This window comes from Xanthomonas sp. NCPPB 2933 (assembly GCF_056725225.1).
On the sequence record NZ_CM161518.1, the window covers coordinates 677,537 to 697,893 of the forward strand.

18 protein-coding genes are annotated in these 20,357 nt (G+C 65.7%); 10 read left to right on the forward strand and 8 right to left on the reverse strand.

From position 1 onward, the window contains the following. The first annotated feature begins 55 nt into the window (after nt 1-55). From AC1PLU_RS02925 to bfr, 3 genes are all read left to right on the forward strand, one after another. Nucleotides 56-673: an RNA pyrophosphohydrolase gene (locus AC1PLU_RS02925; protein WP_006451007.1), complete on the forward strand. Its 618-nt coding sequence runs from the start codon at nt 56-58 to the stop codon at nt 671-673. 80 nt (nt 674-753) lie between these two features. Then, nucleotides 754-963 carry a (2Fe-2S)-binding protein gene (locus AC1PLU_RS02930; protein ID WP_006451006.1) on the forward strand — a complete coding sequence of 70 codons (210 nt, stop codon included), beginning with the start codon at nt 754-756 and terminating at the stop codon, nt 961-963. Between the two features lie 246 nt (nt 964-1,209). Further along, nucleotides 1,210-1,680, forward strand: a complete 471-nt coding sequence (bfr, locus tag AC1PLU_RS02935; protein ID WP_005990707.1) for a bacterioferritin — start codon at nt 1,210-1,212, stop codon at nt 1,678-1,680. Nucleotides 1,681-1,765: 85 nt separating this feature from the next. On the opposite strand, the gene AC1PLU_RS02940 is transcribed toward bfr, so the two are convergent. The 3 genes from AC1PLU_RS02940 to AC1PLU_RS02950 are packed head-to-tail and all read right to left on the reverse strand — an operon-like array spanning nt 1,766 to nt 6,676. Further along, nucleotides 1,766-4,069 (reverse strand): ATP-binding protein, encoded by a 2,304-nt coding sequence (locus tag AC1PLU_RS02940; protein ID WP_481107655.1) that lies wholly within the window; start codon nt 4,067-4,069, stop codon nt 1,766-1,768. Between the two features lies 1 nt (nt 4,070). Beyond that, nucleotides 4,071-6,011 carry an EAL domain-containing protein gene (locus tag AC1PLU_RS02945; RefSeq protein WP_481107656.1) on the reverse strand — a complete coding sequence of 647 codons (1,941 nt, stop codon included), beginning with the start codon at nt 6,009-6,011 and terminating at the stop codon, nt 4,071-4,073. A 38-nt stretch (nt 6,012-6,049) separates the two neighbouring features. Further along, on the reverse strand, nt 6,050-6,676 hold the full coding sequence (locus tag AC1PLU_RS02950; RefSeq protein ID WP_043888886.1) for a DUF4126 domain-containing protein: 627 nt from the start codon (nt 6,674-6,676) through the stop codon (nt 6,050-6,052). Between the two features lie 154 nt (nt 6,677-6,830). Here AC1PLU_RS02950 and AC1PLU_RS02955 point away from each other — a divergent pair, with 154 nt between their 5' ends. From AC1PLU_RS02955 to AC1PLU_RS02980, 6 genes are all read left to right on the forward strand, one after another. Continuing rightward, complete coding sequence (locus AC1PLU_RS02955) at nt 6,831-7,568, forward strand: DUF6776 family protein (protein WP_104592422.1); 738 nt, start codon at nt 6,831-6,833, stop codon at nt 7,566-7,568. A gap of 4 nt (nt 7,569-7,572) precedes the next feature. Beyond that, nucleotides 7,573-8,022 (forward strand): bactofilin family protein, encoded by a 450-nt coding sequence (locus AC1PLU_RS02960; RefSeq protein WP_154844370.1) that lies wholly within the window; start codon nt 7,573-7,575, stop codon nt 8,020-8,022. An 83-nt stretch (nt 8,023-8,105) separates the two neighbouring features. Continuing rightward, entirely contained in the window at nt 8,106-8,492 is a 387-nt protein-coding gene (gene erpA / locus AC1PLU_RS02965) for an iron-sulfur cluster insertion protein ErpA (RefSeq protein ID WP_006451000.1), read from the forward strand. 481 nt (nt 8,493-8,973) lie between these two features. Then, nucleotides 8,974-10,236, forward strand: a complete 1,263-nt coding sequence (locus AC1PLU_RS02970; RefSeq protein WP_481107657.1) for a lipase family protein — start codon at nt 8,974-8,976, stop codon at nt 10,234-10,236. Between the two features lie 335 nt (nt 10,237-10,571). Then, nucleotides 10,572-11,462, forward strand: a complete 891-nt coding sequence (nudC, locus tag AC1PLU_RS02975) for an NAD(+) diphosphatase (RefSeq protein ID WP_481107658.1) — start codon at nt 10,572-10,574, stop codon at nt 11,460-11,462. Nucleotides 11,463-11,541: 79 nt separating this feature from the next. Continuing rightward, nucleotides 11,542-12,435, forward strand: coding sequence for a hypothetical protein (locus AC1PLU_RS02980; RefSeq protein ID WP_481107659.1), 894 nt, complete (start codon nt 11,542-11,544; stop codon nt 12,433-12,435). Nucleotides 12,436-12,656: 221 nt separating this feature from the next. Here the strand turns inward: AC1PLU_RS02980 and AC1PLU_RS02985 are convergent, their stop codons facing one another. The 4 genes from AC1PLU_RS02985 to AC1PLU_RS03000 form a co-directional block, all read right to left on the reverse strand. After that, a complete protein-coding gene (locus AC1PLU_RS02985; protein ID WP_481107660.1) occupies nt 12,657-13,067 on the reverse strand; it encodes a DUF2752 domain-containing protein in 411 nt (136 codons plus the stop codon). Then, nucleotides 13,067-13,411 (reverse strand): CD225/dispanin family protein, encoded by a 345-nt coding sequence (locus AC1PLU_RS02990; protein WP_006450995.1) that lies wholly within the window; start codon nt 13,409-13,411, stop codon nt 13,067-13,069. The genes AC1PLU_RS02985 and AC1PLU_RS02990 overlap by 1 nt, the downstream gene beginning before the upstream one ends. 318 nt (nt 13,412-13,729) lie before the next feature. Continuing rightward, entirely contained in the window at nt 13,730-15,652 is a 1,923-nt protein-coding gene (locus AC1PLU_RS02995) for an MFS transporter (protein ID WP_481107661.1), read from the reverse strand. Between the two features lie 68 nt (nt 15,653-15,720). After that, the gene (locus AC1PLU_RS03000; protein ID WP_481107662.1) at nt 15,721-16,623 is read right to left on the reverse strand and encodes a LysR family transcriptional regulator; all 903 of its coding nucleotides are present in this window, start codon (nt 16,621-16,623) and stop codon (nt 15,721-15,723) included. A gap of 97 nt (nt 16,624-16,720) precedes the next feature. Here AC1PLU_RS03000 and AC1PLU_RS03005 point away from each other — a divergent pair, with 97 nt between their 5' ends. Continuing rightward, on the forward strand, nt 16,721-17,911 hold the full coding sequence (locus AC1PLU_RS03005) for an MFS transporter (RefSeq protein ID WP_481107663.1): 1,191 nt from the start codon (nt 16,721-16,723) through the stop codon (nt 17,909-17,911). A 133-nt stretch (nt 17,912-18,044) separates the two neighbouring features. Here the strand turns inward: AC1PLU_RS03005 and yccS are convergent, their stop codons facing one another. After that, nucleotides 18,045-20,258, reverse strand: a complete 2,214-nt coding sequence (gene yccS, locus AC1PLU_RS03010; RefSeq protein ID WP_481107664.1) for a YccS family putative transporter — start codon at nt 20,256-20,258, stop codon at nt 18,045-18,047. Nucleotides 20,259-20,357: the final 99 nt, after the last annotated feature.

The following is a 20,357-nucleotide window of genomic DNA, read 5'->3' on the forward strand; positions in this document are numbered from 1 at the left end:
AGCTGGCCGTCGCCGTGGCAGAGTCGGTGACAGTAGATTTTCAGGAGTCCGCATCGTGATCGATCCGGACGGCTTCCGGCCAAACGTTGGCATCGTGCTGATGCGGCAAGACGGTCAGGTGTTCTGGGCACGACGTGTGCGCAGGGACGGCTGGCAGTTCCCGCAAGGTGGCATGAATACCGACGAGACACCCGTCGAAGCCATGTACCGCGAGTTGCGCGAAGAAACCGGGTTGTTGCCCGAGCATGTGTCCGTGCTCGGCGCCACCCCTGGATGGCTACGCTATCGCCTGCCCAGCCGGGCGGTGCGCCGCAACGAACGCCAGGTGTGTATCGGCCAGAAGCAGGTCTGGTTCCTGCTGCAATTCACTGGCGAAGAATCCCACCTCAAGCTCGACCATACCGATACCCCGGAGTTCGACCACTGGCGCTGGGTGGATTTCTGGTATCCGGTCGAGCATGTGGTGATGTTCAAGCGCGGCGTCTACGCGCGTGCGCTGCGCCATCTGGCGCCACTGGCGCAGAACCTGGCGGGGCCAGCCGCTGTCGGTGTGATGCCCGAGCGTGCGCTGGAGGCGTGGTTGCCAGGCAGCAGCGCAGCAGGGCACGACAGCCCACGCAAGCGTCCGCGTAAGCGCAGCGGGGCTCGCACGGTGCGGATTAATAATGATTAACGTTTGGAATTGACACCTATTCTCGTTTGCGGTGCAATCAGTCCCGGTCCTCTCCGGATCGCCAGCACCCGACCGATACCGTGTACGTCTGCATCTGTAATGGGGTCACCGACCACCAGATCCGCGAAGCGGCCCAGAGTGGCTGCGCCAGCCTGGCCGAGCTGACCATGCGCACCGGCTGTGGTTCCAACTGCGGTTCGTGCCTGGAGATGGCCAGCGACCTGCTGAGCCAGGCGCATGCGACCCGCGCGCTGCCGTTGCCCATGCTGGGGCTGGCGAGCGCAGCCTGAGGCATGCGACGTCGCGCGCTGTGACGGCCGGTAGCTCCGACCAGCGTCTCTCGAATATCTCTTCAGGCCTGCGCCGTCGACGGTTTTCCTTCGAGATCGAGCGCGAGGTCGTCGCAGCCTAAGGGCGGTACGGTGCCTCACACAGCGGTCGACCCACGCGTCCCGCAACTGATCACGATTCGCGTTCCTTCATGCGTCGCGCCAACGCGTTAGAGTGCGGCCGGCTCACTGTCTCGGAGACATCGCATGAAGGGCGATACCAAAGTCATCGAGTACCTCAACAAGGTGCTCTACAACGAACTCACTGCGATCAACCAGTACTTCTTGCACGCCAAGATGCTGAAGAACTGGGGCCTGAAAGAACTGGCCGAGCATGAGTACAAGGAATCCATCGACGAGATGAAGCATGCGGACAAGCTGTCCGACCGCATTCTGTTTCTCGAAGGGCTTCCCAATTTTCAGGCGCTGGGCAAGCTGCGTATCGGTGAGAACCCGACCGAGATGTTCCGTTGCGATCTGGCGCTGGAGCGCGAAGCGGTGGCGGTGCTGCGCGAGGCGGTGGCTTATGCGGAGACCGTCAACGACTACGTGAGCCGTCAGCTGCTGGTGGACATCCTGGAGTCGGAAGAAGAGCACATCGACTGGCTGGAGACGCAGCTGGATCTGGTAGCGCGGATTGGCGAGCCGAATTATTTGCTGACCAAGCTGGATGATTGAGGTCTGCTGAGGGAGCTGTGGGGTTGTTCTTGGGCGGCGCGTTTTGCTGGCTGCCTGGTATGACTCGGCACAGGCTCCTGATCGCTCAGCTGGCGGCGTGGGTCTTTGCTTGCAGGCGCGCGACCTGGCCGAGCAGTGCCAGGCGGGCGCGCGCGTATTCGGCGATGACCAGCGCCACCATGACCGATGGGCGTTCGACGGTGCCGGTGCGTGCGGCCAGTTCGATGCGGCGTGCTGCGTTGGAGACCGCCTGGGCGCCGACGTTGGCGCTGGACGACTTGAGCGTGTGGGCCAAGTCGCGCAGCTGCATGCTGTCGCGATTGGCTGCTGCGGTTTCCAGTCGTTCAATGATGCCCGGCGCATCTTCCAGGAACAGCTGCAGGATGGTGATGGTGTCTGCGCCCGCCACCTCATACAACTCGTCGATGACGCTGTTGTCCAGGATCGGCAGCGCACGCGCCTGAGCGGCGTTGCTGGCGCTTTCGGACTCCACGCTGGCTGCACCACTGGTCGGGCCGGGCAGCGCCGGCTGGCGTGGCAGCCAGCGCTGCAGGCAGGCATCCAATTGTTCGCGCGCGACTGGCTTGGACAGGTAGTCATCCATGCCGGCGGCCAGGCAGCGTTCGCGATCGCCGGCCATGGCGTTGGCAGTCATCGCCACGATCGGGATCGGGCGGCCGCCACTTTCGGTTTCCATCGCGCGCCAGCGCCGGGTGGCGGCATAGCCGTCCAGTACCGGCATCTGGCAATCCATGAAGACCATGTCGTAGCGGGTGGAGTCCATGCTGCTCAGCGCGGCTTCGCCATCGGTGGCGGTGTCGGCGTCGAAGCCGAGCACCGCCAGCAGCTTCTGCGCGACCAGCAAATTCACCGGGTTGTCTTCCACCAGCAGGATGCGCACCTCGCGTGCGTTGGCCAGCGGCGGCGCCAACGGCTCGGGGATCATCGCCGAGGCCAGCGTGAGCGATTGGGCCGGCTTTGGATCGGGCGGCAGCACCAGCGAGCGCAGCGTCTCGTCCGGACTCTGGCGCGGCACCAGGGTGGCGTGGTCCTGCAGTTCGGACGGCACCGGCTCGTCGCCGTAGAGCCAGATCAGGCGCGAGCCGCCGAGGTCTGCGGGCTGGGCCAACGCGCGATGCACGGCGCGGGCGCTGTAGCGCAGCGTGTCGTGGTCGGCGATGACGCAGCGGAAGCCTTCGGTGTCGCTGTGGCGGCGCACGCGCTCCAGCGCTTCCTGGGTGGTTTCCATCAGCACATTCGACACGCCCCAGCTGTCGAGCAGGCGCTTGAGGCGCTGCGACAGGCGCGTGTCGGAACTGATCACCATGACGCGTGCGGCGTCGGCGCCGGTGTTCTGTTGCAGGTCGCCGATGACCTTGAGCAGCGGGATCTCGAACCAGAAGGTGGCGCCGCGCCCGGGCTCGGATTCCACCCCGATGCGGCCGCCCATCAGGTCGATGATGCGCTTGCAGATCGCCAGCCCCAGCCCGGTGCCGCCGTACAGGCGGGTGGTGGAGGCGTCGGCCTGGGCGAAGGAGCGGAACAGGCGTGCTTGCTGGTCCTGCGCGATGCCGATCCCGGTGTCGCGGATCTGGAAGCGCAGCAGATGCTGAGCGCGGGTTTCGCCAAGGCGACGCAGCTGGATCTCCACGCTGCCGCGTTCGGTGAACTTGATCGCGTTGCCGATCAGGTTGCCCAGCACCTGGCGCAGGCGGATCGGGTCGCCGCGCACCAGGAGGCGCACCGATGGCTCGATATCCAGGCCTAGACGCAATTGGCGGTTTTCGGCGGTGCGTTGCAGCAGCTGCACGACGCCGTCGAGCAGTTCGCGCAGGTTGAAGGTGGTGATCTCCAGTTCGAGCTTGTTGGCTTCGAGTTTGGAGTAGTCGAGGATGTCGTCGACGATGCGCAGCAGTTGCAGCGAGCTGCTGGTGGCGGTCTGCAGCATGTCGCGCTGATCCAGGCTGAGCTGGCCGCTGGAGATCAGTTCCAGCATCGGAATAATGCCGTTGAGCGGGGTGCGGATTTCATGGCTCATGGTGGCCAGGAATTCGCCCTTGGCCAGCGTGGCGGCCTCGGCGGCCTGTTTGGCGCGCAGCAGTTCCTGTTCGAGTTCGCCGTGGCGTTGCAGCTCCTGCTGCAGGCGCTCGCGGGCGACCTCGGCTTCTTCCAGGCGTTGCGCCAGGCCGTGCTGCGCATGTGCACTGCGATAGGCGGCGATGGCAGCGCACACGCCCAATACCACCGCGAGCGCTGCAGATGTTGCCGTCAACGCCAGCCATGGACCATCGATGGCAGACCACTGCAGGCCTGCCCCCAGCGCTGCGGCAAGGGCGGCCAGCGTGGCCAGGCTGCTCCAGGCGCGAAGGCCTCCTGCCCGCGCTGTCACTTCACAGCACCGCGTTCGTGAAGTCGAAGTCCAGTTCCTTGCCGACCGTCTGCACCAGGTTGCCCTGGATGAAGTCCACGCCGCTCATCCACATCGCCGCGGCCGCCTGCGGATCTTCGATGCGCTGGCCGATGATCAGCAAACCGCGCTGATGGGCGATATCGATCACGCTGCGCAGTTGATCGCGCACTGTGGCATTGCCGTGGGCGTCGGCAAAGCGGTTGGCCATGCGCACGAAACTCAGCGGCAATTGGCTCAACAGCGCGTTGGCTTCGTCGCCGGGCTCGAACTGGCTGAGGCAGAACTGCACGCCGGCCGGCATCAGCTTGGCGCAGAACTGCTGCACGGTGACCGCGTGGATCAAGGCATCGTCCAGGCGCAGATCCACGATCAGCGATTGCCCGGCCACGCCGCGTTCGACCAGCGCCGTGAGCAGCCAGTCGGCGAAGGCATCGCGGGCCAGTGTGCGCGGGGACTGCGAGACGAACAGGCGCAGCGGCGGATGGGCATGCTGGTACAGATGCAGCAGGCCGAGCGCGTGGTCCATGACCTGCTGGTCCAGATCGGCGATGCGTCCGGCCGCTTCGGCGGCGGGAATCACCTGGCCGGCCGACAGCAGCGTGCCATCGGCCTGGCGCAGCCGAAGCAGCACCTGGTACTGCGCGGTGTCGCCGCCGGCCACCGCCACGATCGGCTGGTAGGCCAGTTCGAGCTGGCCTTCGACCAGGCGCAGTTGCTCCTGTTGCTCGGCCTGGCTGGGGGCCAGATAGACCTGCACGCCGTCGCTGCGCAGGCGTGCCTGCAAGGCGGTGCGTTCGACCGCTTCCAGCGCGCTGCCGGTGTCGTCGAAGCCAAGTCCCAGCGGTGCGACGCCAATGGCGCAGCGCACGTGCACGGATTCTTCTTCGCGCACCGAGAAGGCATTGGCGGACAGCCGCTGGCGGATCTCCAGCGCATGCTGTTCCAGACTGTTTTCCGGCATGTCCACGCCCAGCAGCAAAAAGCTGTTGTCGTTCAAACGCGCCAGCGGATACGGGTGCGCAGCACTGGCCAGGCGATGGCCGGCCTGGGTCATCAGGCGCTCGTAGGCGGCATAACCGTAGCGCTCACGCAGACCGAGCGCACTGGCGATTTCGATAAAGAACAAGCCGCCGGACTGCTTGCGCGCCAGCGCCTCGGCGAGCAGTCCCATCACATGGTTGCGCGTCGGCAAGCCGGTTTCCGGATTGCTGCGCACGCTGACCTGTTCGCCGGTCTGTTGCAGCGCCTGTTGGCGCGCGCGGCGAATGCGGTTGGACACTGCGGCGATCAAGTGGCGCGGGCGGATCGGCTTGGTCAGGAAATCGTCGGCGCCGCTGTCGAGCACTTCGAACTGGCGCTCCGGATCCGGGTCGCCGGTCAGGAACACGATCGGCAGCAACTGCTGGCCGGGTTGTTGGCGGATCAAGGTGGTCAGGCGGATGCCGTCCAGCTCGGGCATGTGCAGATCCATCAGGATCAGATCCGGGTGGTAGTCCTGGATCGCCTGCGGCACGCTGGCGGCGGTCATTTCCACCTGCGCATGCATGCCGGCACCGTGCAACACGCTTTGTGCGAACAAGGCTTGCGAGCGGTCGTCTTCGACGATCAGCACGCGATATGGCGCATCTGCCGCCACGCTGCCGTCGCCTTCGCGGGTTGCCGCCTGCGTTGCGGATGGCGGTGCTGCCGGCGTGGCGCGCGCAGCGCTGATCGAGGTCACCGTTTGCGCCTGAGCTCCCGGCGCGGCCACGCCCGCAGGTGCGGGAATGATTGCCGCACTCACCGGCGCAGCGCTGTCGGAAGCAGCCGTCTCGTCGCCCCAACGGCGCCAATAGTCGGCCGGCGGCGTCTCTGCGCGCAGCAGACGATTGCGCGTGGCGGTGTCGTCACGGGTGAAAGGAACCGGATCTCGGGCGGCCATCGATACTCCCTGCAGTCGCGATGATTATGCGATGAACTTCACGATAGCGGGGACCTGCGTGCAGCCGGCGTGGTGGCTGCACGCGTGGGCGCAACCAGCCGACGCATGCCCCGCCACAGCAGGCGCCATACCCACCACACCACCAGCGCGGCGAGCACGCTGGAGCCCACTGCAACACTCAGTGCCAGCCACGGATGCGCCAGTGCCAGCGCCAGTGCGGTGGTGGCGACGGCGTCTTCGGTGAGCGATGCGATCCAGTTGCTGGCCGGCTCCGGCGAGGTGTTGAGCAAGGCGCGGGTGCCGGCCTTGAGCGTGTGGCTGGTCAGCGCCACGCCTGCGCCGGCCGCCAGTGCGCCCGTGCCCAGATCGCCATCGGGCGAGAGCGTGGCTGCAGCCAGAAACGCACCGGCCGGCACGCGGGCCAGCGTCTGCAGCAGGTCCCAGCCCGAATCCACGCCGGGGATCTTGTCGGCGAAGAATTCGGCCACGGCCAGTGCGCCCGAGGTGCCCAGTACCCACCAGGACTGTGCCGGGTGCAGGGCGGGCGGCAGTTCGATCCAGCCGAGCAGGCCGGCCAGGCCGACGCCGAACACGGTGAGATAGACACGGATGCCGGCCAGCCAGGCCAGCAGGATGCCGATCACGAACAGGTGGGCTTCGCTCATGGCGTCGTCAGTCTCTGCAAACAATTGCAGAACTATCGCAGAATTTTGGCAGAACTTTGGGCTAACCGCCGGTCCAGCGCCAGCACGACGGTCGGTGGCGCTCTGGCACACTACGCCGCCCATGACTGCGCCGGCCTGTCCGGACCCGATGCCCATGCGACCAGCCGCACGCGTTCAGATCGTCCAACGTGACTCGGGTGGTGGCCGTTCCAGCGGCCGCTGGCTGTGGTTGGTGATCGCCCTGGTGTGGCTGGCATCGCTGGGCGGGGTGTGGTGGATGGCCAGCCGCACAGCCGCGCCGCGTCTGGTCGAAGCCGAGGCGGCGTTGCAGCAGGCGCAGCGTAGCCAGGCCCAGCAACGACGGCTGATCGAGCAACTACAGCAGCGCCAGGTCAATCTGGCGATGTCCGACAAGATCAGCCGCGCCGCCAATACCGAGGTGCAGGCTTCGCTTGCCGAGCGCGACGAACAGATCGCCGCACTACGCGCCGATGTGGCGTTCTACGAGCGGCTGGTGGGCTCCACCGCGCAGCGCAAGGGGCTCAACGCGCATTCGGTGCAGTTCACCGCCGAGGCCGGCGGCACCTGGAATTACAGCGTGGTGCTGACCCAGAACCTCAACCGCGGCGCGATCAGCCAGGGGCAGCTGCGCTTTGCGGTGGAAGGCGTGCGCGCCGGCAAGCTGGTGACGGTGAGCTGGAACGAGCTGCACCAGAAACCCGACGCCGCCGGGCAGCCTTACTCGTTCCGCTATTTCCAGCAATTGGACGGCAGCGTGATCCTGCCGAAGGATTTCACTCCGCAACGTGTCAAAATCTCCCTGAGCGGCGATGGGGCGCCGGTCAATCAGACATTCGACTGGAAAGTCGCCGGCAATGGCGCGGGGGAGTAGCTCTATGTTCGGAAACAAGTCCAACCGTGGTGCGCAGACCGTGGTCGACACCTTGATCGGGCCGCAAGTGATCATTCGCGGCGACCTGATGTTCAGCGGCGGGCTGTATGTGGAAGGCCGCATCCTGGGCAAGGTCATTGCCGAAGACGGCGCCAGCGCAATCCTGACGGTGGCCGAGCAGGGCAGTATCGAGGGTGAAGTGCGCGCGCCGGTGGTGATCATCAACGGCCAGCTGACCGGCGATGTGCATGCCGCCGAGCGGGTCGAACTGGCCGCCAACGCGCGCGTGGAGGGCAATGTGCATTACCAGGTGGTGGAGATGAGCGCCGGTGCGCAGCTCACCGGACGGTTGATCCACGCCGCCAGTGCAGGCGCAACTGCCGCGTTGCCGGCGCCGGACGCCAGCCGCGCCGAGCCGGTCAAGGCCCTGCAAGCCGAAACCGCCGACGCCTGAATGCCTTGTGCGCGGCTGAAGCGCGGCACGGGGTTCGGCAGCCACCGCTTGAAGTGGGGCCGCCTGGCCCCCATGCTGACGCCATGAGCACGCTCGTTTCGCTTCCCACCGCCGCCCCGGCACCGGACTATCAGTCCATCGACCGGCCACTGAACTTTTCCGTGGCCGCCGCCGCCAAGGTGCGCGAGCTGATCCAGGAAGAAGGCAATGCAGAGCTGGCATTGCGTGTGTACATCCAGGGCGGCGGCTGTTCCGGCTTCCAGTACGGCTTCGAGTTCGATGAGAACCGTGCCGAAGACGATCTGTCTGTGGCCACCGATGGCGTGACGCTGTTGGTCGACCCGCTGAGCCTGCAGTACCTGATGGGTGCCGAAGTGGACTACACCGAAAGCCTGACCGGTGCGCAGTTCGTGATCCGCAATCCCAATGCCAAGACCACCTGCGGGTGCGGTAGCAGCTTCAGCGTTTAAACCAGGCGCGGTTGCTTCAGCCTGCGCACGTGTCGTTGATGCGGTGGTCGATTTTTTAAGCGCCGGGTGATGGGATCTACGCACTGCGCGGATGATCGCCAAGGTGTCGGTGGTGCGCGATGCGCCACCAGAGCGCATGTCTAACGCGTTGCAAACATTTCCGTGCTGCGGGTTTCGCCGGGCGCGCGCAAGCTTCGTGCGCGCGAGGTGGCGCGCGCGTGGCGGCGGCCATACTGCCCGCATGCTCAATGCCGGTGCTCCGACATGCTCGCCTTATCCCTGCATCGTGTCTCGACCTGACGCGCGCTGGCGGCACTCGCTATTGCGCCGAGCGAGCGTGCCGCACACAGCACCCATCCCACGCCATGGCGTCGCGACCACATTGCCAGCTCCCGTGCGTTGATCGGACAGCTAGATGCCGATCCTGCGCGCCGTGAATCGCTGTTGCCCGTTCCGTTCCTTCACCAGAGAACATCTCATCATGTTGCAACTCACATCCCGATCGGCGTTCGGCCTGTTGACCATGCTTGGCATCGCCGGCGCGGTGTTTGCTCATAGCGCCCAGGCATCGCCTGCGCGTGGCACCTTGCTCAACAGCAATTTTCTGACCAGCTACACCCGGGATGCGATTGCGGTATCGCTTGCCTCAGAGCCAGCGGCCGAACAGCCCAAATGCAATGTGCGCGTGGCCGAGTTCACCTATGCAACGATCGGCGTCAATGGCGAACCGGCCACCGCATCGGGCGTGGTGCTGATTCCGGGTGGCGAGCGCTGCAGCGGGCCCTATCCGCTGCTGGGCTGGGGCCGGTCGACCGCGACCATTCGCAATGAGGAGCAGGCCAAGGACATCCGCGACGCCAAGGGTGACGACCCGCTGGTCACGCGTCTGGCCAGCCAAGGCTATGTGGTGGTCAGCAGCGATTATCTGGGGCTGGGGAAATCCAGCTACGGCTTCCATCCTTATTTGCATAGCGCGTCCGAGGCGAGTGCGACGGTCGATGCACTACGCGCGGCGCGCAGCGTTCTGCAGCGGTTGAACACACCGCTGTCCGGCAAGGTGATGCTGTCGGGGTATTCGCAAGGCGGCCATGCCGCACTGGCCACCCAGCGGGAGATCGAGGCGCATCTGTCCAAGGAATTTCAGTTGGTTGCCAGCGCGCCGATCTCCGGACCTTACGCGCTGGAGCAGACCTTTGTGGACAGCTGGAGCGGAAGCAACGCGGTAGGTGAAAGCAGCTTCGGCATCATTTTGGGCAGCTACGCCATCGTCGCGATGCAGCACACGTATCGCAATATCTATCTGGCCGCGGGGCAGGTGTTTCAGGATCCGTGGGCGGCCAGGGTCGAGGCGCTGTTCCCCGGCAAGCTGGGCCTGACCGATCTGGTCCTTGGCGATACGCTGCCTGGGATCGATCAGCTCAAGGCGTATTTCCAGCCCGGGTTCTACCGTGACGTTGCCAGCAACCCCAACAACCCGTTCCGCAAGGATCTGGCGCGCAACGATCTGCTGGACTGGAAACCGCAGACGCCAACGCTGCTGTGCGGTTCGTCCAACGACGCGACCATCCCGCTCAAGAACGCGGTGACCGCGATCGCCGGGTTCAAGCGTCGTGGCAGCACGCAGGTAGCGCTGGTCGACATTGGCAGTGGCGACCCCAACGACAACTCGGCATTCGTCCATCTGACGACCAATGAACCGTGCATCGTCGCGGTGCGGCATCAGTTGCTGGACAAGCAGCGCTGACGCGACGGCTCACCGGTTCGATTCGTTTCGATTCGATCTGCCGGATGCGGATGATCTGCAGGTCAGGGATCTGTCGCAAGCCTGCCCAGTGATGCCGTCGCGCTGATGCGAGCGGAAAGGCTGAGGATGACGGCGGAGTCGGGCATCGCTGCCTGAGTGCTGTGACAACTGCGCGCGCTGTCCCGCGATCCGGGCAGCGCGCGTCTTGCTGTCACCACGCGGCAATCAACCGGCTGGCGCTGCTGGCATCCACGTCTGAACAGGCGCCGGTAGTGAGGCCGTCAGAGCGTGTGCGACGGTTGCAGGCGATGCCGATTATCGGCAGGCTTGCGCCGATGTCCGAGTCTCTCTTTTCAACCTCCGAATGTGCCTTCACCCACGCGCCGCTCGATCGTGGCGATCTGTTGCGTGACGATCCCGATGCATTGGCGCGTCTGTGGCCGCAGGGCCGCGTCTTGTTGCTCGATGCCAAGGGTGCCGCATTGGCCGATGCGCAGGGCCAACCCTTGCTGATGGAGGGCGCGGCGCTTGGCGACGGGCCGGAGGCGGCGATTTTTCTGGGCCTGCGCGATGACGTCGGCTGGTTTTGCTTGCCGGCCGATCAGAGCGGCGTGCAGGCGCCGCAAAGCATCGATCTGCGGCAGGCGGCGGCCGATTGGCCGGCCGATATTGCGACGGCATTTGCCTATGCGCGCGCGATGTTGCATTGGCAGTCGCGCACGCGGTTTTGCGGCGTGTGTGGCGGGGCGATCGCCTTCCGGCGTGCCGGCTTCATCGCGCATTGCACGCAGTGTCAGACCGAGCATTACCCGCGCGTGGATCCGGCCATCATCGTGGCGGTCAGCGATGGCGCGCGCGTGTTGTTGGGGCGGCAGGCAAGTTGGGCGCCGGGGCGGTATTCGGTGATTGCCGGCTTCGTCGAACCGGGTGAGTCGCTGGAGCAGACGGTGGCGCGTGAAGTCTTCGAAGAAACCCGCGTGGTGGTGCAGGACTGCCGCTATCTGGGCGCGCAACCGTGGCCCTTCCCGGGTGCGTTGATGCTGGGCTTTACCGCGCGTGCTGCAGCCACCGAGGTGCCGCAGGTGACCGGTGAGCTGGAAGACGCGCGTTGGGTCACGCATGCCGAGGTCACCGCTGCCTTGGCGGGCGAGGGCAGCATCGGCTTGCCGCCACGTATTTCCATCGCGCGCGCGCTGATCGAGCACTGGCACCGCACGCATGGTTGAGCCTGGCCGATCACTGCAACGCGGGCAGATCAGGTGCGCTGGCATCGGCTCGGCTAGACTCGGCTGAGGAGGCCCACCCATGTTCACCACCCTGGTTGCTGTCGTCGTCGCACTCGCACTGGGGCACCTGGTGCCTGCTCACGTGGTGCGGCTGCGGCGTTTTGAATGGTTCGCCCACTGGTTGCGCCGGCTGGACAGTCATGCGGCCGGGCGCGGTGCGTGGCAGGGGCGCTATGGCGTGCTGCTGGCGCTGTTGCCGGCCTTGCTGGTTGTCCTGCTGCTGCAATGGCTGCTGGACGATGTGTGGCGCGGGTTTTTGGCCTTGCTGTTCGGTGTGGCGGTGCTGGCCTGGACCTGGGGGCCGCGCGACCTGGATCGCGATGTGGAAGCGGTGATCGATGCCGACGAGCCCGGCGCGCGGCGCGATGCGATTGCGCAGTTGCAGGCAGCCGGCGGCAGCGTACACGAAGATGCGCCGTCGCTGGTGGAAGCGGTGGTGGTCAACGGCCTGCGGCGCTGGTTCGCAGTGTTGTGGTGGTTTTTGCTGCTGGGGCCGTTCGGGGCTGTGCTGTATCGGCTCACGGCATTGGCGGTGGAAAGCCCGCTGTCGGTACTGCTGCCGCCACGCAATCTGGCCGGCGCGCGTTGGCTGCTGGCCGCGCTGGAATGGCCGGTGGCGCAGTTGATCACCGTCTCGATGGCGCTGGTGGGCAATTTCGACACGGTGTACCGCGCCTGGCGGCAAGCGCACGGCAATCGCTGGTCGTTGGAGCCGCACTTCTTGGGCGCGGTGGCGCGTGCCAGCGTCAGTGCCGAACTACGCGAGGAAGCGCACGACTACACCGATTCGGGATTGGTACCGGTATGGCGCCGCCTGCCAGAAGTGCGCGATGCGATGAGCCTGGTCTGGCGCGTGCTGCTGCTGTGGATGGTAGTGCTGGCGTTGCTGGTGATTGCCGGGTGGGTGCGGTAACACCAAGTCCGCTTAGAGGCAGTTAATCACCCGTGCAATCGGTGATAGAAAGCTCAAGAGCATCGCCATTGACGTCCATGAAGAGCCGGCTTCCATCTTCGAACTGGATGGCGACTTCGCCAGGTCGGTGACGTCTAACAGACTTAACAATCTTTCCGACTAGTAGCTCAGTGGCGCGCTCGGATTCTTGCTCTAAGTTCACAGAGTTGATCCTTAACGGTCTAAGCCGGCGCCAGAAGCGTAAACGGGTACCAAGGCAAATTCCTGGCAACCCAATACGTCGGCAATGCCCATAACCAGAACTTCGGCTCGGACATCACTGCCACGATGGGTGCGAACCAGCGCGCGCGCCAGCCGGCTTTCCAGGCGATCAGGCCGGGCAGGGTGAACAGGCCGAGGACGGCTGCGGGGTTCATGGCGAAGGCGCCGGGCAGATCGAAGTGCACCAGCGCGTACAGCGCGCGGGTCATGCCGCAACCGGGGCAATAGCAGCCGGTCACGGCACGGAACACGCAGGGCGGGAACGGGCTGTTGCTCGCGTTCGGATCGAAGCGATACAACAAGCTCACGCCGAAGGCGGCCACGCTGGTGGCCGCCCCGAGTCCAAGCCAATGGCGTGGACGCAGTTCCATTACTGCATGTGCTGCAACTGCTGCATGTAGTCCATGTAGCCCTGCATGCCGCCGGTGGCGACCATGCCGATGTTGATCAGCAGGCCGATGACGGCCAGCACGCTGGTCACGATGCACCAGGTCTTGGCGGTGTTGGAGGCGCGACGTGCGCCGTCGATGTCGCCCTGGTTGAGCAGGCCGTTGACCTTGCTGGAGAACACGATCGCCACGATGCCGCTGATCAGGGCCGGGCAGCACAGGCAGAAGCCGAGCACGGTGGAGACGATCGCCCAGATCAGGTGGTTGGGGACCGGGCCGGGTGCGGCGCTGGACGAGGGATGGATCGGCGGTGGGATGGCACTCATGGTGAAGCTCCTTGGGTGGTAAACGACTGCGAACTGATGGGTGAGTGGGGAGGGTTATCGGGTGCGTGCCGCCGCAATGGCGACGGTCGTAGGCATGGGTACACAACGGCCGCACATGGTTACCGGCGCGATCGCCGGCCGCTGCAATGAGCAGCAGCAGCCGATCGCGGCAGATGCCTCAGGCGCGATGATGTTGAGCACGACGACTTCCCCCAAGACGACCCGTCGCGTTCGCCAGGCGAGCGCGGCGGCAAAACGTGTGATGGCGCACAGGCTACTCGCGGCGCGCGACGGACGCAAAGCCCGCGCTCGCCGCACTTATGGCTGATCCTGACGCAGCTCCCGCACCTGCTGTTCGAGCAGCGCGGCGGTCGCCTCGTTGCCGGGAACCGCTGCCGCGGCGGCCACTTCGATATGCGCGCGCATCCTGCGCGGCACGCGCATGCGGCCCAGACGGGTGTCGCGGTGGCTCCACATGCTGGACCACATGCCGCGCAGCGCCATCGGAATCACCGGCACCTGGCGGCGCTCAAGGATCTTTTCCACGCCCGATTTGAACGGCGCAATCTCGCCATCCTTGGTCAATGCGCCCTCGGGGAAGATGCACACCAGCTCGCCGTCGGCCAGCGCCGCATCGATGCGGTCGAAGGCCTGCTGCATCAGCGCGGGGTCTTCGCGCGCGCCGGCGATCGGAATCGCCTTGGCGGTGCGGAAGATCCAGCGCATCACCGGGATACGGAAGATCTTGTAGTACATGACAAAGCGTACCGGGCGCGGAATCACCGCCGACAGGATCAGCGCGTCCATGTAGCTGACGTGGTTGCAGACCAGCAGCGCGGCGCCTTCATCGGGCACGTGGCGGTCGATGTCGCGCGCGCGCAGCCGATACAGCACGCTCACCAGCACCCAGCTGAGAAAGCGCATCAGGAACTCGGGCACCAGGGTGAAGATCCACAGCGCCACCAGCGTATTGGCCAGCGCCAACGCCAGAAACACCTGCGGAATGCTCAGGCCCGGCAGCGGAATGCGCACCCCGAACAGCACCAGCTGCGGCAACTGCAGCGCGATGCCGATGATGGCCGCGGTGACGATGAACAACGAGTTCTGGATGTTGAGCCCGGCAATCACCCGCGAGAGTTCGGCCTTGGGCGTGCGGCTCTGGATCAGCGCGAACAACGGCACCACGAACAAACCGGTGAACAGGCCGATGCCGACCAGATCCACGATCAAACGCACGCTGCCGGGCTGCTGCACGAACTGGCTGATCGACAGATTGCTGGCGGGCGCAGCGCCCGGGCGCGCGAAATAAAGATCCAGCAAAAACGCGCTGATGCCGAACGCACCCAGCGGCACCAACCCGATTTCCACGGTGCGCCCGGACAGCCGTTCGCACAGCAACGACCCCACGCCGGTGCCGATCGAAAACAGCGCCAGCGCGAACACGTACAGATCCTGCTGGCCGCCAAGATTGACCTGCGCGTAAGTCGGCAACTGCGCGGTCAGCACGGTGCCGACGAACCAGAACCACGACACCCCGAGCACCGCGTTGCGCACCGCCGGCGTGCGCCGGGTCAGGCGCATGATGGCGCGCGATTCGGGAATGGGGTTCCAGTTGATGGTCAGCTCGGGCGCGCCGGCATCGACCTTGGGCACCAGCCGCGCGACCAGGTTGCCGGTGACGGCAATGGCAATGACTGCGGTGGCCGCGGCGACCGGTCCGTGGCTGCCGGCGATCTGGAAGATCAGCCCGCCGAAGATCATGCCGCACAGGATCGAGATCGAGGTGCCCATCTCGACCAGGCCATTGCCGCCAGTGAGTTCCTCGGGTTTGAGCACCGAGGGCAGGATGGAATATTTCACCGGCCCGAACAGCGTGGATTGCAGGCCGGTGCAGAACAGCGCGATCAGCAGGATCGGCATGTGCTCGGTGAGAAAGCCCACCGCCGCCAGCGACATGATCGCGATCTCCATCGTGGTGGTGATCACGATGAGCTTCTGCTTCTCCAGCTTCTCGGCGATCTGCCCGGCCAGCGCGGAGAACAGGAAGTACGGCAGGATGAACAATGCCGGCGCCAGATTGGTGTAGAGCGTGCGCTGCGCCGCATCGATGCCCAGGTAGAACAACAGGCCGATGATGGCCTGCCGATAGACATTGTCGTTGAACGCGCCCAACGCCTGCACGGCGAAGAACGGCAAGAAGCGGCGCTGCCTGAGCAGGGCGAACTGACTGTGACCGGACATGCAGTTTCCTTTGCGAACGCGCGCAGCCTAGCAGGCTTCCACGGCGGGCTGGTGCATGGCCGATGCGCTCAGCGCGGCGCGCGTGCCGATGGCGCACGTCGCGTGGCCTGGGCGCGCAGCAGCGCCATGAAGGCACGCGCGGCCGGGGTGGGATCGGGCCGCCACACCGCATAGGTCAAAAAGTCGAAGCGCTCCTTCAGCGCGACCGTCACCACCCCGCGCATGGCCGCAGCCATGGTCTGCGGCACGATGCCCACGCCCAGGTCGGCGGCGACCAGTTCGCGCACCAGATCGGCATGGGTGACCTCGTATTGCTGGCGCTGCCGCAAACCGGCCTGCGCGAAGGCCGCATCGACGATGCCGCGCACGCCGGCGCCGGCGATCAGCCCGGCCATCGGTTCGTCGTCCAGCTCGGCCAGCGCCACCTGCTTGCGTGTGGCGAAGCGATGGGTGGGCGCCACGATCAAGGACAGGGCTTCCTCATGCAGCAGCAGGCGCTGGTCCGGCACTGCGACCTGCGGGCCGACGCCGACCAGGGCCACATCCAGCCGGCCTTCACTCAGGTCGTGCAGCAGGGCCTCGCTCATGGCGGTGCGCAGGTGCACGTCCACCCGCGCATGCGCGCTGCGAAACGCGCGCAGCAACGTCGGCAGCTGCACGGTGGTGAGCGAGGAGATCTGCCCCAGCGTGAGCCGGCCGCGCACCGTGCCCAGGGCCTGGGCCATTTCCTCGTGCAGGCGCTCGGCCGCGCGCAAGGTTTCGCGGGCGTTATGCAGGAATACCTCGCCGGCCGCGGTAGGCCGCACCTGGCGCGTGCCGCGTTCGAACAGGCGCGCGCCGAGGGTTTCCTCGATCTTGGCGACCTGGTGGCTGAGCGCCGATTGCACGGTGTTGCAACGGCGTGCGGCAGCGGTAAAGCCGCCTTCCTCGGCTACGGCCACGGCAAATTCCAGTTGGCGCAGGGTGAGCATGCGATCTCAAAACGCGATGGACACGGTGAAAACAATACATTGGAAAGATGCGGCGTCGCTGCCCACACTGCGCCCATTCCTTCAGCAGGCACCTGCCATGACCGTCGAACCGATTGCCCACCCACCATTGCCGCGCCGGCTGGTGCTGCTGATGGCGGCCGCCACCGGGCTGGCGGTGGCGAGCAACTACTACGCGCAGCCATTGCTGGAGACGTTGGCGCAGGCATTCGGGATCCAGGTGCGTAGTGCCGGGGCGGTGGTGACTGCCGCGCAGCTGGCCTATGCGGCGGGGCTGCTGTTGCTGGTGCCGCTGGGCGACCGGCTGGAGCGGCGCGGGCTGATCGTCGGGCTGTTCGTGCTCAGCGCGCTCGGCCTGCTGGTGAGCGCGGCCTCGCACAGTTTCGGCATGTTGCTGGCGGGCACCATCGTGACCGGTGCCAGCTCGGTGGCGGCGCAGATTCTGGTGCCGTTTGCGGCCACGCTGGCCGCGCCCAAGGAGCGCGGGCGGGTGATCGGCACGGTGATGAGCGGGTTGTTGCTGGGCATCCTGCTGGCGCGTACGGCCGCGGGGGTGCTGGCCGGTGTTGGCGGCTGGCATACGGTGTACTGGATCGCATCAGGTTCATTGCTGGTCACGGCCTGGCTGCTGTGGCGCGGGTTGCCGCGGCATCCGGGCAATGCGCAGTTGTCGTATCCGCAGTTGGTGGGATCGGTACTGACGCTGCTGCGCGACGATGCGGTGCTGCGTTCGCGCGCGGTGCTGGGCGGGCTGATCTTTGCCGGCTTCAGCATGTTCTGGACCACGCTGGCGTTTTTGCTGTCCGGGCCACGTTATGGCTATGGCACGGCGGTGATCGGGCTGTTCGGTTTGATCGGTGCGGCTGGTGCGTTGGCCGCCAATCGCTCCGGGCATTGGTCCGATCACGGGCATGGCGATCGGGTCAGTTGGGGCGGTCTGGTGATGTTGCTGCTGTCGTGGGGATTGCTGGCGTTTGCGCCGCAATCGATCGGCTTGCTGATCGTCGGCGTGCTGCTGCTTGATATCGCGGTGCAAGGCGTGCATATCGCCAACCAGAGCGTGATCTATCAGCGCAATCCCAATGCGCGCAATCGCATCACCTCGGCCTACATCACCTGCTACTTCATCGGTGGTGCAGTGGGTTCGACATTGGGCACGGCGGCGTATGCGCAGGCCGGCTGGAACGGCGTGGTGATCGGTGGCGCAGTGCTGGCCGTGGCGGCGTTGGGGTGGGTGTGGCTGAGCGTGGCGCGCAAGCAGTGGAAGTAAATGCGGCTGACAGAGCGACGACGCGGCCATCGGATGAAGGTGGCCTGTGCTTGCATCGCATCGCCCGTTATCCGGCTGTCCACATGGATGCTGCATTGGTTGCGCGGCATCCGTGCCCACCGACAAGGACGCATTAGGCTTTGTTGATCGCCAACCGGGTGGTGCTGTCTGCCGGTGCAGTGGTAACCGCCATCGCCGCAGCACGCAGCTTGGGCAACAAGCGCAGGGTCAATGCCAACTGGTCGCGCACCAGGCGCTGCTTTGGCGGCAGCTGCACGGCATGTTGTTCCAGCGCTTCGGCGGTGGCCACTTCTTCGGTTTCGTCGTGCGCGGGTAGCGGTTGGCGTTCGCGCAAGGCGGTGGCGATTTCGCCCAGCGCGCGCTGCAGATACTCGCCGGCTTGCGCGATGCTGGGGTCGTGTTCGCCATCGAGTGCGGCGCGGTGCGCGCCCAGTGCAGACAGATAGCCGAGCAAGGTATTGGACAGCGCCAGGAAGCGGAAGCCCGCGTCCAGATTGCGCCGATAGCGGCCCGGTTCGCGCAGCATGTTGGACAAGGCCACCGACAATGCGGCATCGGCGTTGTGCATGTCGCGGCGCGCGATGCGGTAGGGCAGGTCGTCGCGCATGCCGCTGGCATATTGCTCCAGCACCTGGGTGAGATAGCGCGCGCAGCTGGCCAGCACCGTGGCCATCACCTGGTTGAGGCGGCGGCCCTGCCAGTCCGGCAGGATCAGGAACGAGGCGGCCGCGGCAATCGCGCAACCGATCAGCGTGTCGATCAGGCGCGGCCAGATCAGCACGAAACCATCGCCGAGCAGGTTGAAGCAGAACAGCGCCATCACCGTGATGCCGGCGGTGGCCAGCATGTAGCGATCGGTGCGGGTGATGAAGAAGATCAGTGCGGCGGCCAGCGCCAGCAGCAACTGCACTTCGGTGTTGGGAAACAGCTGCATCAGCGCCCAGGTGGCGACTAGGCCGATCAAGGTGCCGGCGATGCGCTGCACCAGCCGCAGGCGGGTAGCGCCGTAGTTGGGCCGGCACACGAAGGCGGTGGTGAGCAGGATCCAGTAGCCGTTGTCGGCATGGATGGATTGCATGATGGCGTAGCCGACCACCAGCGCGATGGCCATGCGCAGGCCGTGGCGAAACAGCACCGAGCCGGGCGTGAGTTGCTGGCCCAGGCGTGCGGCCATTTCGCGCAAGGTATGCGGCGATGAATCGCGCAGACGGGTGTCGAGGTTGTCGCTGGTGGAATCGGATTGCGCCGCCTCCGACAGCTTGCGTTCGATGCTCTGCAGGTTGGTGACCAGCAGTTCCAGCGCGCCGAGCAAACGTGCGAGTGCCGGGTCGGCACGCGCGTGCAGGTAGTCCAGCGATTGACGCAGGTCTTCGGTGGCTAGACGGCTGTTGTCGCCGTAATCGAACGGGTGGCGCAGGCGGATCGCCTCGCCCAACGCGGCGCAGGCCTTGCCCTGCAACGCGAGAAGGCGCTGGCAGCGATACAGCACATCGCTGTGGAAGAATGCGTCGGTCAGCGCTTCGTAGGGATAGTGCGAGGAACTGGCGCGCTCGTGGAATTCCTGCGCCATGTAATACAGCCGGAAATACAGGCCCGATTGCACGCCGGGCCGCCCCGAGCGGCCGAAGCGGCTCATGATCGCGGTCTTGGCGGCGTTGAGCGCGCCGACCACCTTGGCGTTCTGCTCGGCCAGCGCCAGCCGGCGCGCATGCAGGTCGCTTTGCCGCACCGGTTCGAACAAATCGGCCTTGAGCTTGAGATAGCGGCCCAGTTCGAAGAACAGCCGCGACAGCCGCTCGCGTACCGGGCGGTTGGCGAACAGCAGGGTCCACAGGATCGACAGCACGCCGTACCAGGTGGCGCCGATCAGCAGCAGCGCCGCACCGTGCCAGGCGATCAGCGGATCGTGGCTGCCGTGCTGGTCCATGCCGATCATGGCGTAGATCGACAAGGCCACGGTGGCCTGCGCGATCGAGGCATAGCGCTCGCCCAGTGCGCCGAGCAGGGTCAGCGAAAACGTCGCCACCGCCATGCCGATCACGAATGCCAGCGGATACGGAAACAGCAGCACCACCGACGCCGCAGCGGCGGCGAAACACAGCAGCGAGAGCAGCACCGATTTGATGCGGCCCAGCCAGTTGTCGTCGGTCTCGGCGATGGCGCTGGCAATGGCGCCAAGAAACAGCGCCGGCACCGCGGTGAGTTGCTGCCAGTGCCAGCACACGCCCATCGCCACTGCCAGCGCAATGAACACACGCAGGCCATAGCTGGCCTTTTCATGGGCCCACAAGCGGCTCAGGCGGGTTTCGAAGGAAGAAGTGGCCACAGTCTCTGCAAGGCAAGGTGCCTGGGCATTATTGCCGCAGGCACGCGCCATCGGTGTGGAGGGCGGCTAATTCTTTGTCAGTAGGGCGGCGTTTGTGCG

Excerpts from the sequence above, each read along its gene's own strand:
- erpA (WP_006451000.1), top strand. The coding sequence starts at position 8,106 with ATGAGCACGCTCGTTTCGCTTCCCACCGCCGCCCCGGCACCGGACTAT.
- AC1PLU_RS02995 (WP_481107661.1), bottom strand. The coding sequence starts at position 15,652 with ATGTCCGGTCACAGTCAGTTCGCCCTGCTCAGGCAGCGCCGCTTCTTG.
- AC1PLU_RS02990 (WP_006450995.1), bottom strand. The coding sequence starts at position 13,411 with ATGAGTGCCATCCCACCGCCGATCCATCCCTCGTCCAGCGCCGCACCC.
- AC1PLU_RS02960 (WP_154844370.1), top strand. The coding sequence starts at position 7,573 with ATGTTCGGAAACAAGTCCAACCGTGGTGCGCAGACCGTGGTCGACACC.
- AC1PLU_RS02970 (WP_481107657.1), top strand. The coding sequence starts at position 8,974 with ATGTTGCAACTCACATCCCGATCGGCGTTCGGCCTGTTGACCATGCTT.
- nudC (WP_481107658.1), top strand. The coding sequence starts at position 10,572 with ATGTCCGAGTCTCTCTTTTCAACCTCCGAATGTGCCTTCACCCACGCG.
- AC1PLU_RS03000 (WP_481107662.1), bottom strand. The coding sequence starts at position 16,623 with ATGCTCACCCTGCGCCAACTGGAATTTGCCGTGGCCGTAGCCGAGGAA.
- AC1PLU_RS02945 (WP_481107656.1), bottom strand. The coding sequence starts at position 6,011 with ATGGCCGCCCGAGATCCGGTTCCTTTCACCCGTGACGACACCGCCACG.
- AC1PLU_RS02955 (WP_104592422.1), top strand. The coding sequence starts at position 6,831 with ATGCGACCAGCCGCACGCGTTCAGATCGTCCAACGTGACTCGGGTGGT.
- AC1PLU_RS03005 (WP_481107663.1), top strand. The coding sequence starts at position 16,721 with ATGACCGTCGAACCGATTGCCCACCCACCATTGCCGCGCCGGCTGGTG.
- AC1PLU_RS02980 (WP_481107659.1), top strand. The coding sequence starts at position 11,542 with ATGTTCACCACCCTGGTTGCTGTCGTCGTCGCACTCGCACTGGGGCAC.
- AC1PLU_RS02950 (WP_043888886.1), bottom strand. The coding sequence starts at position 6,676 with ATGAGCGAAGCCCACCTGTTCGTGATCGGCATCCTGCTGGCCTGGCTG.
- AC1PLU_RS02985 (WP_481107660.1), bottom strand. The coding sequence starts at position 13,067 with ATGGAACTGCGTCCACGCCATTGGCTTGGACTCGGGGCGGCCACCAGC.
- bfr (WP_005990707.1), top strand. The coding sequence starts at position 1,210 with ATGAAGGGCGATACCAAAGTCATCGAGTACCTCAACAAGGTGCTCTAC.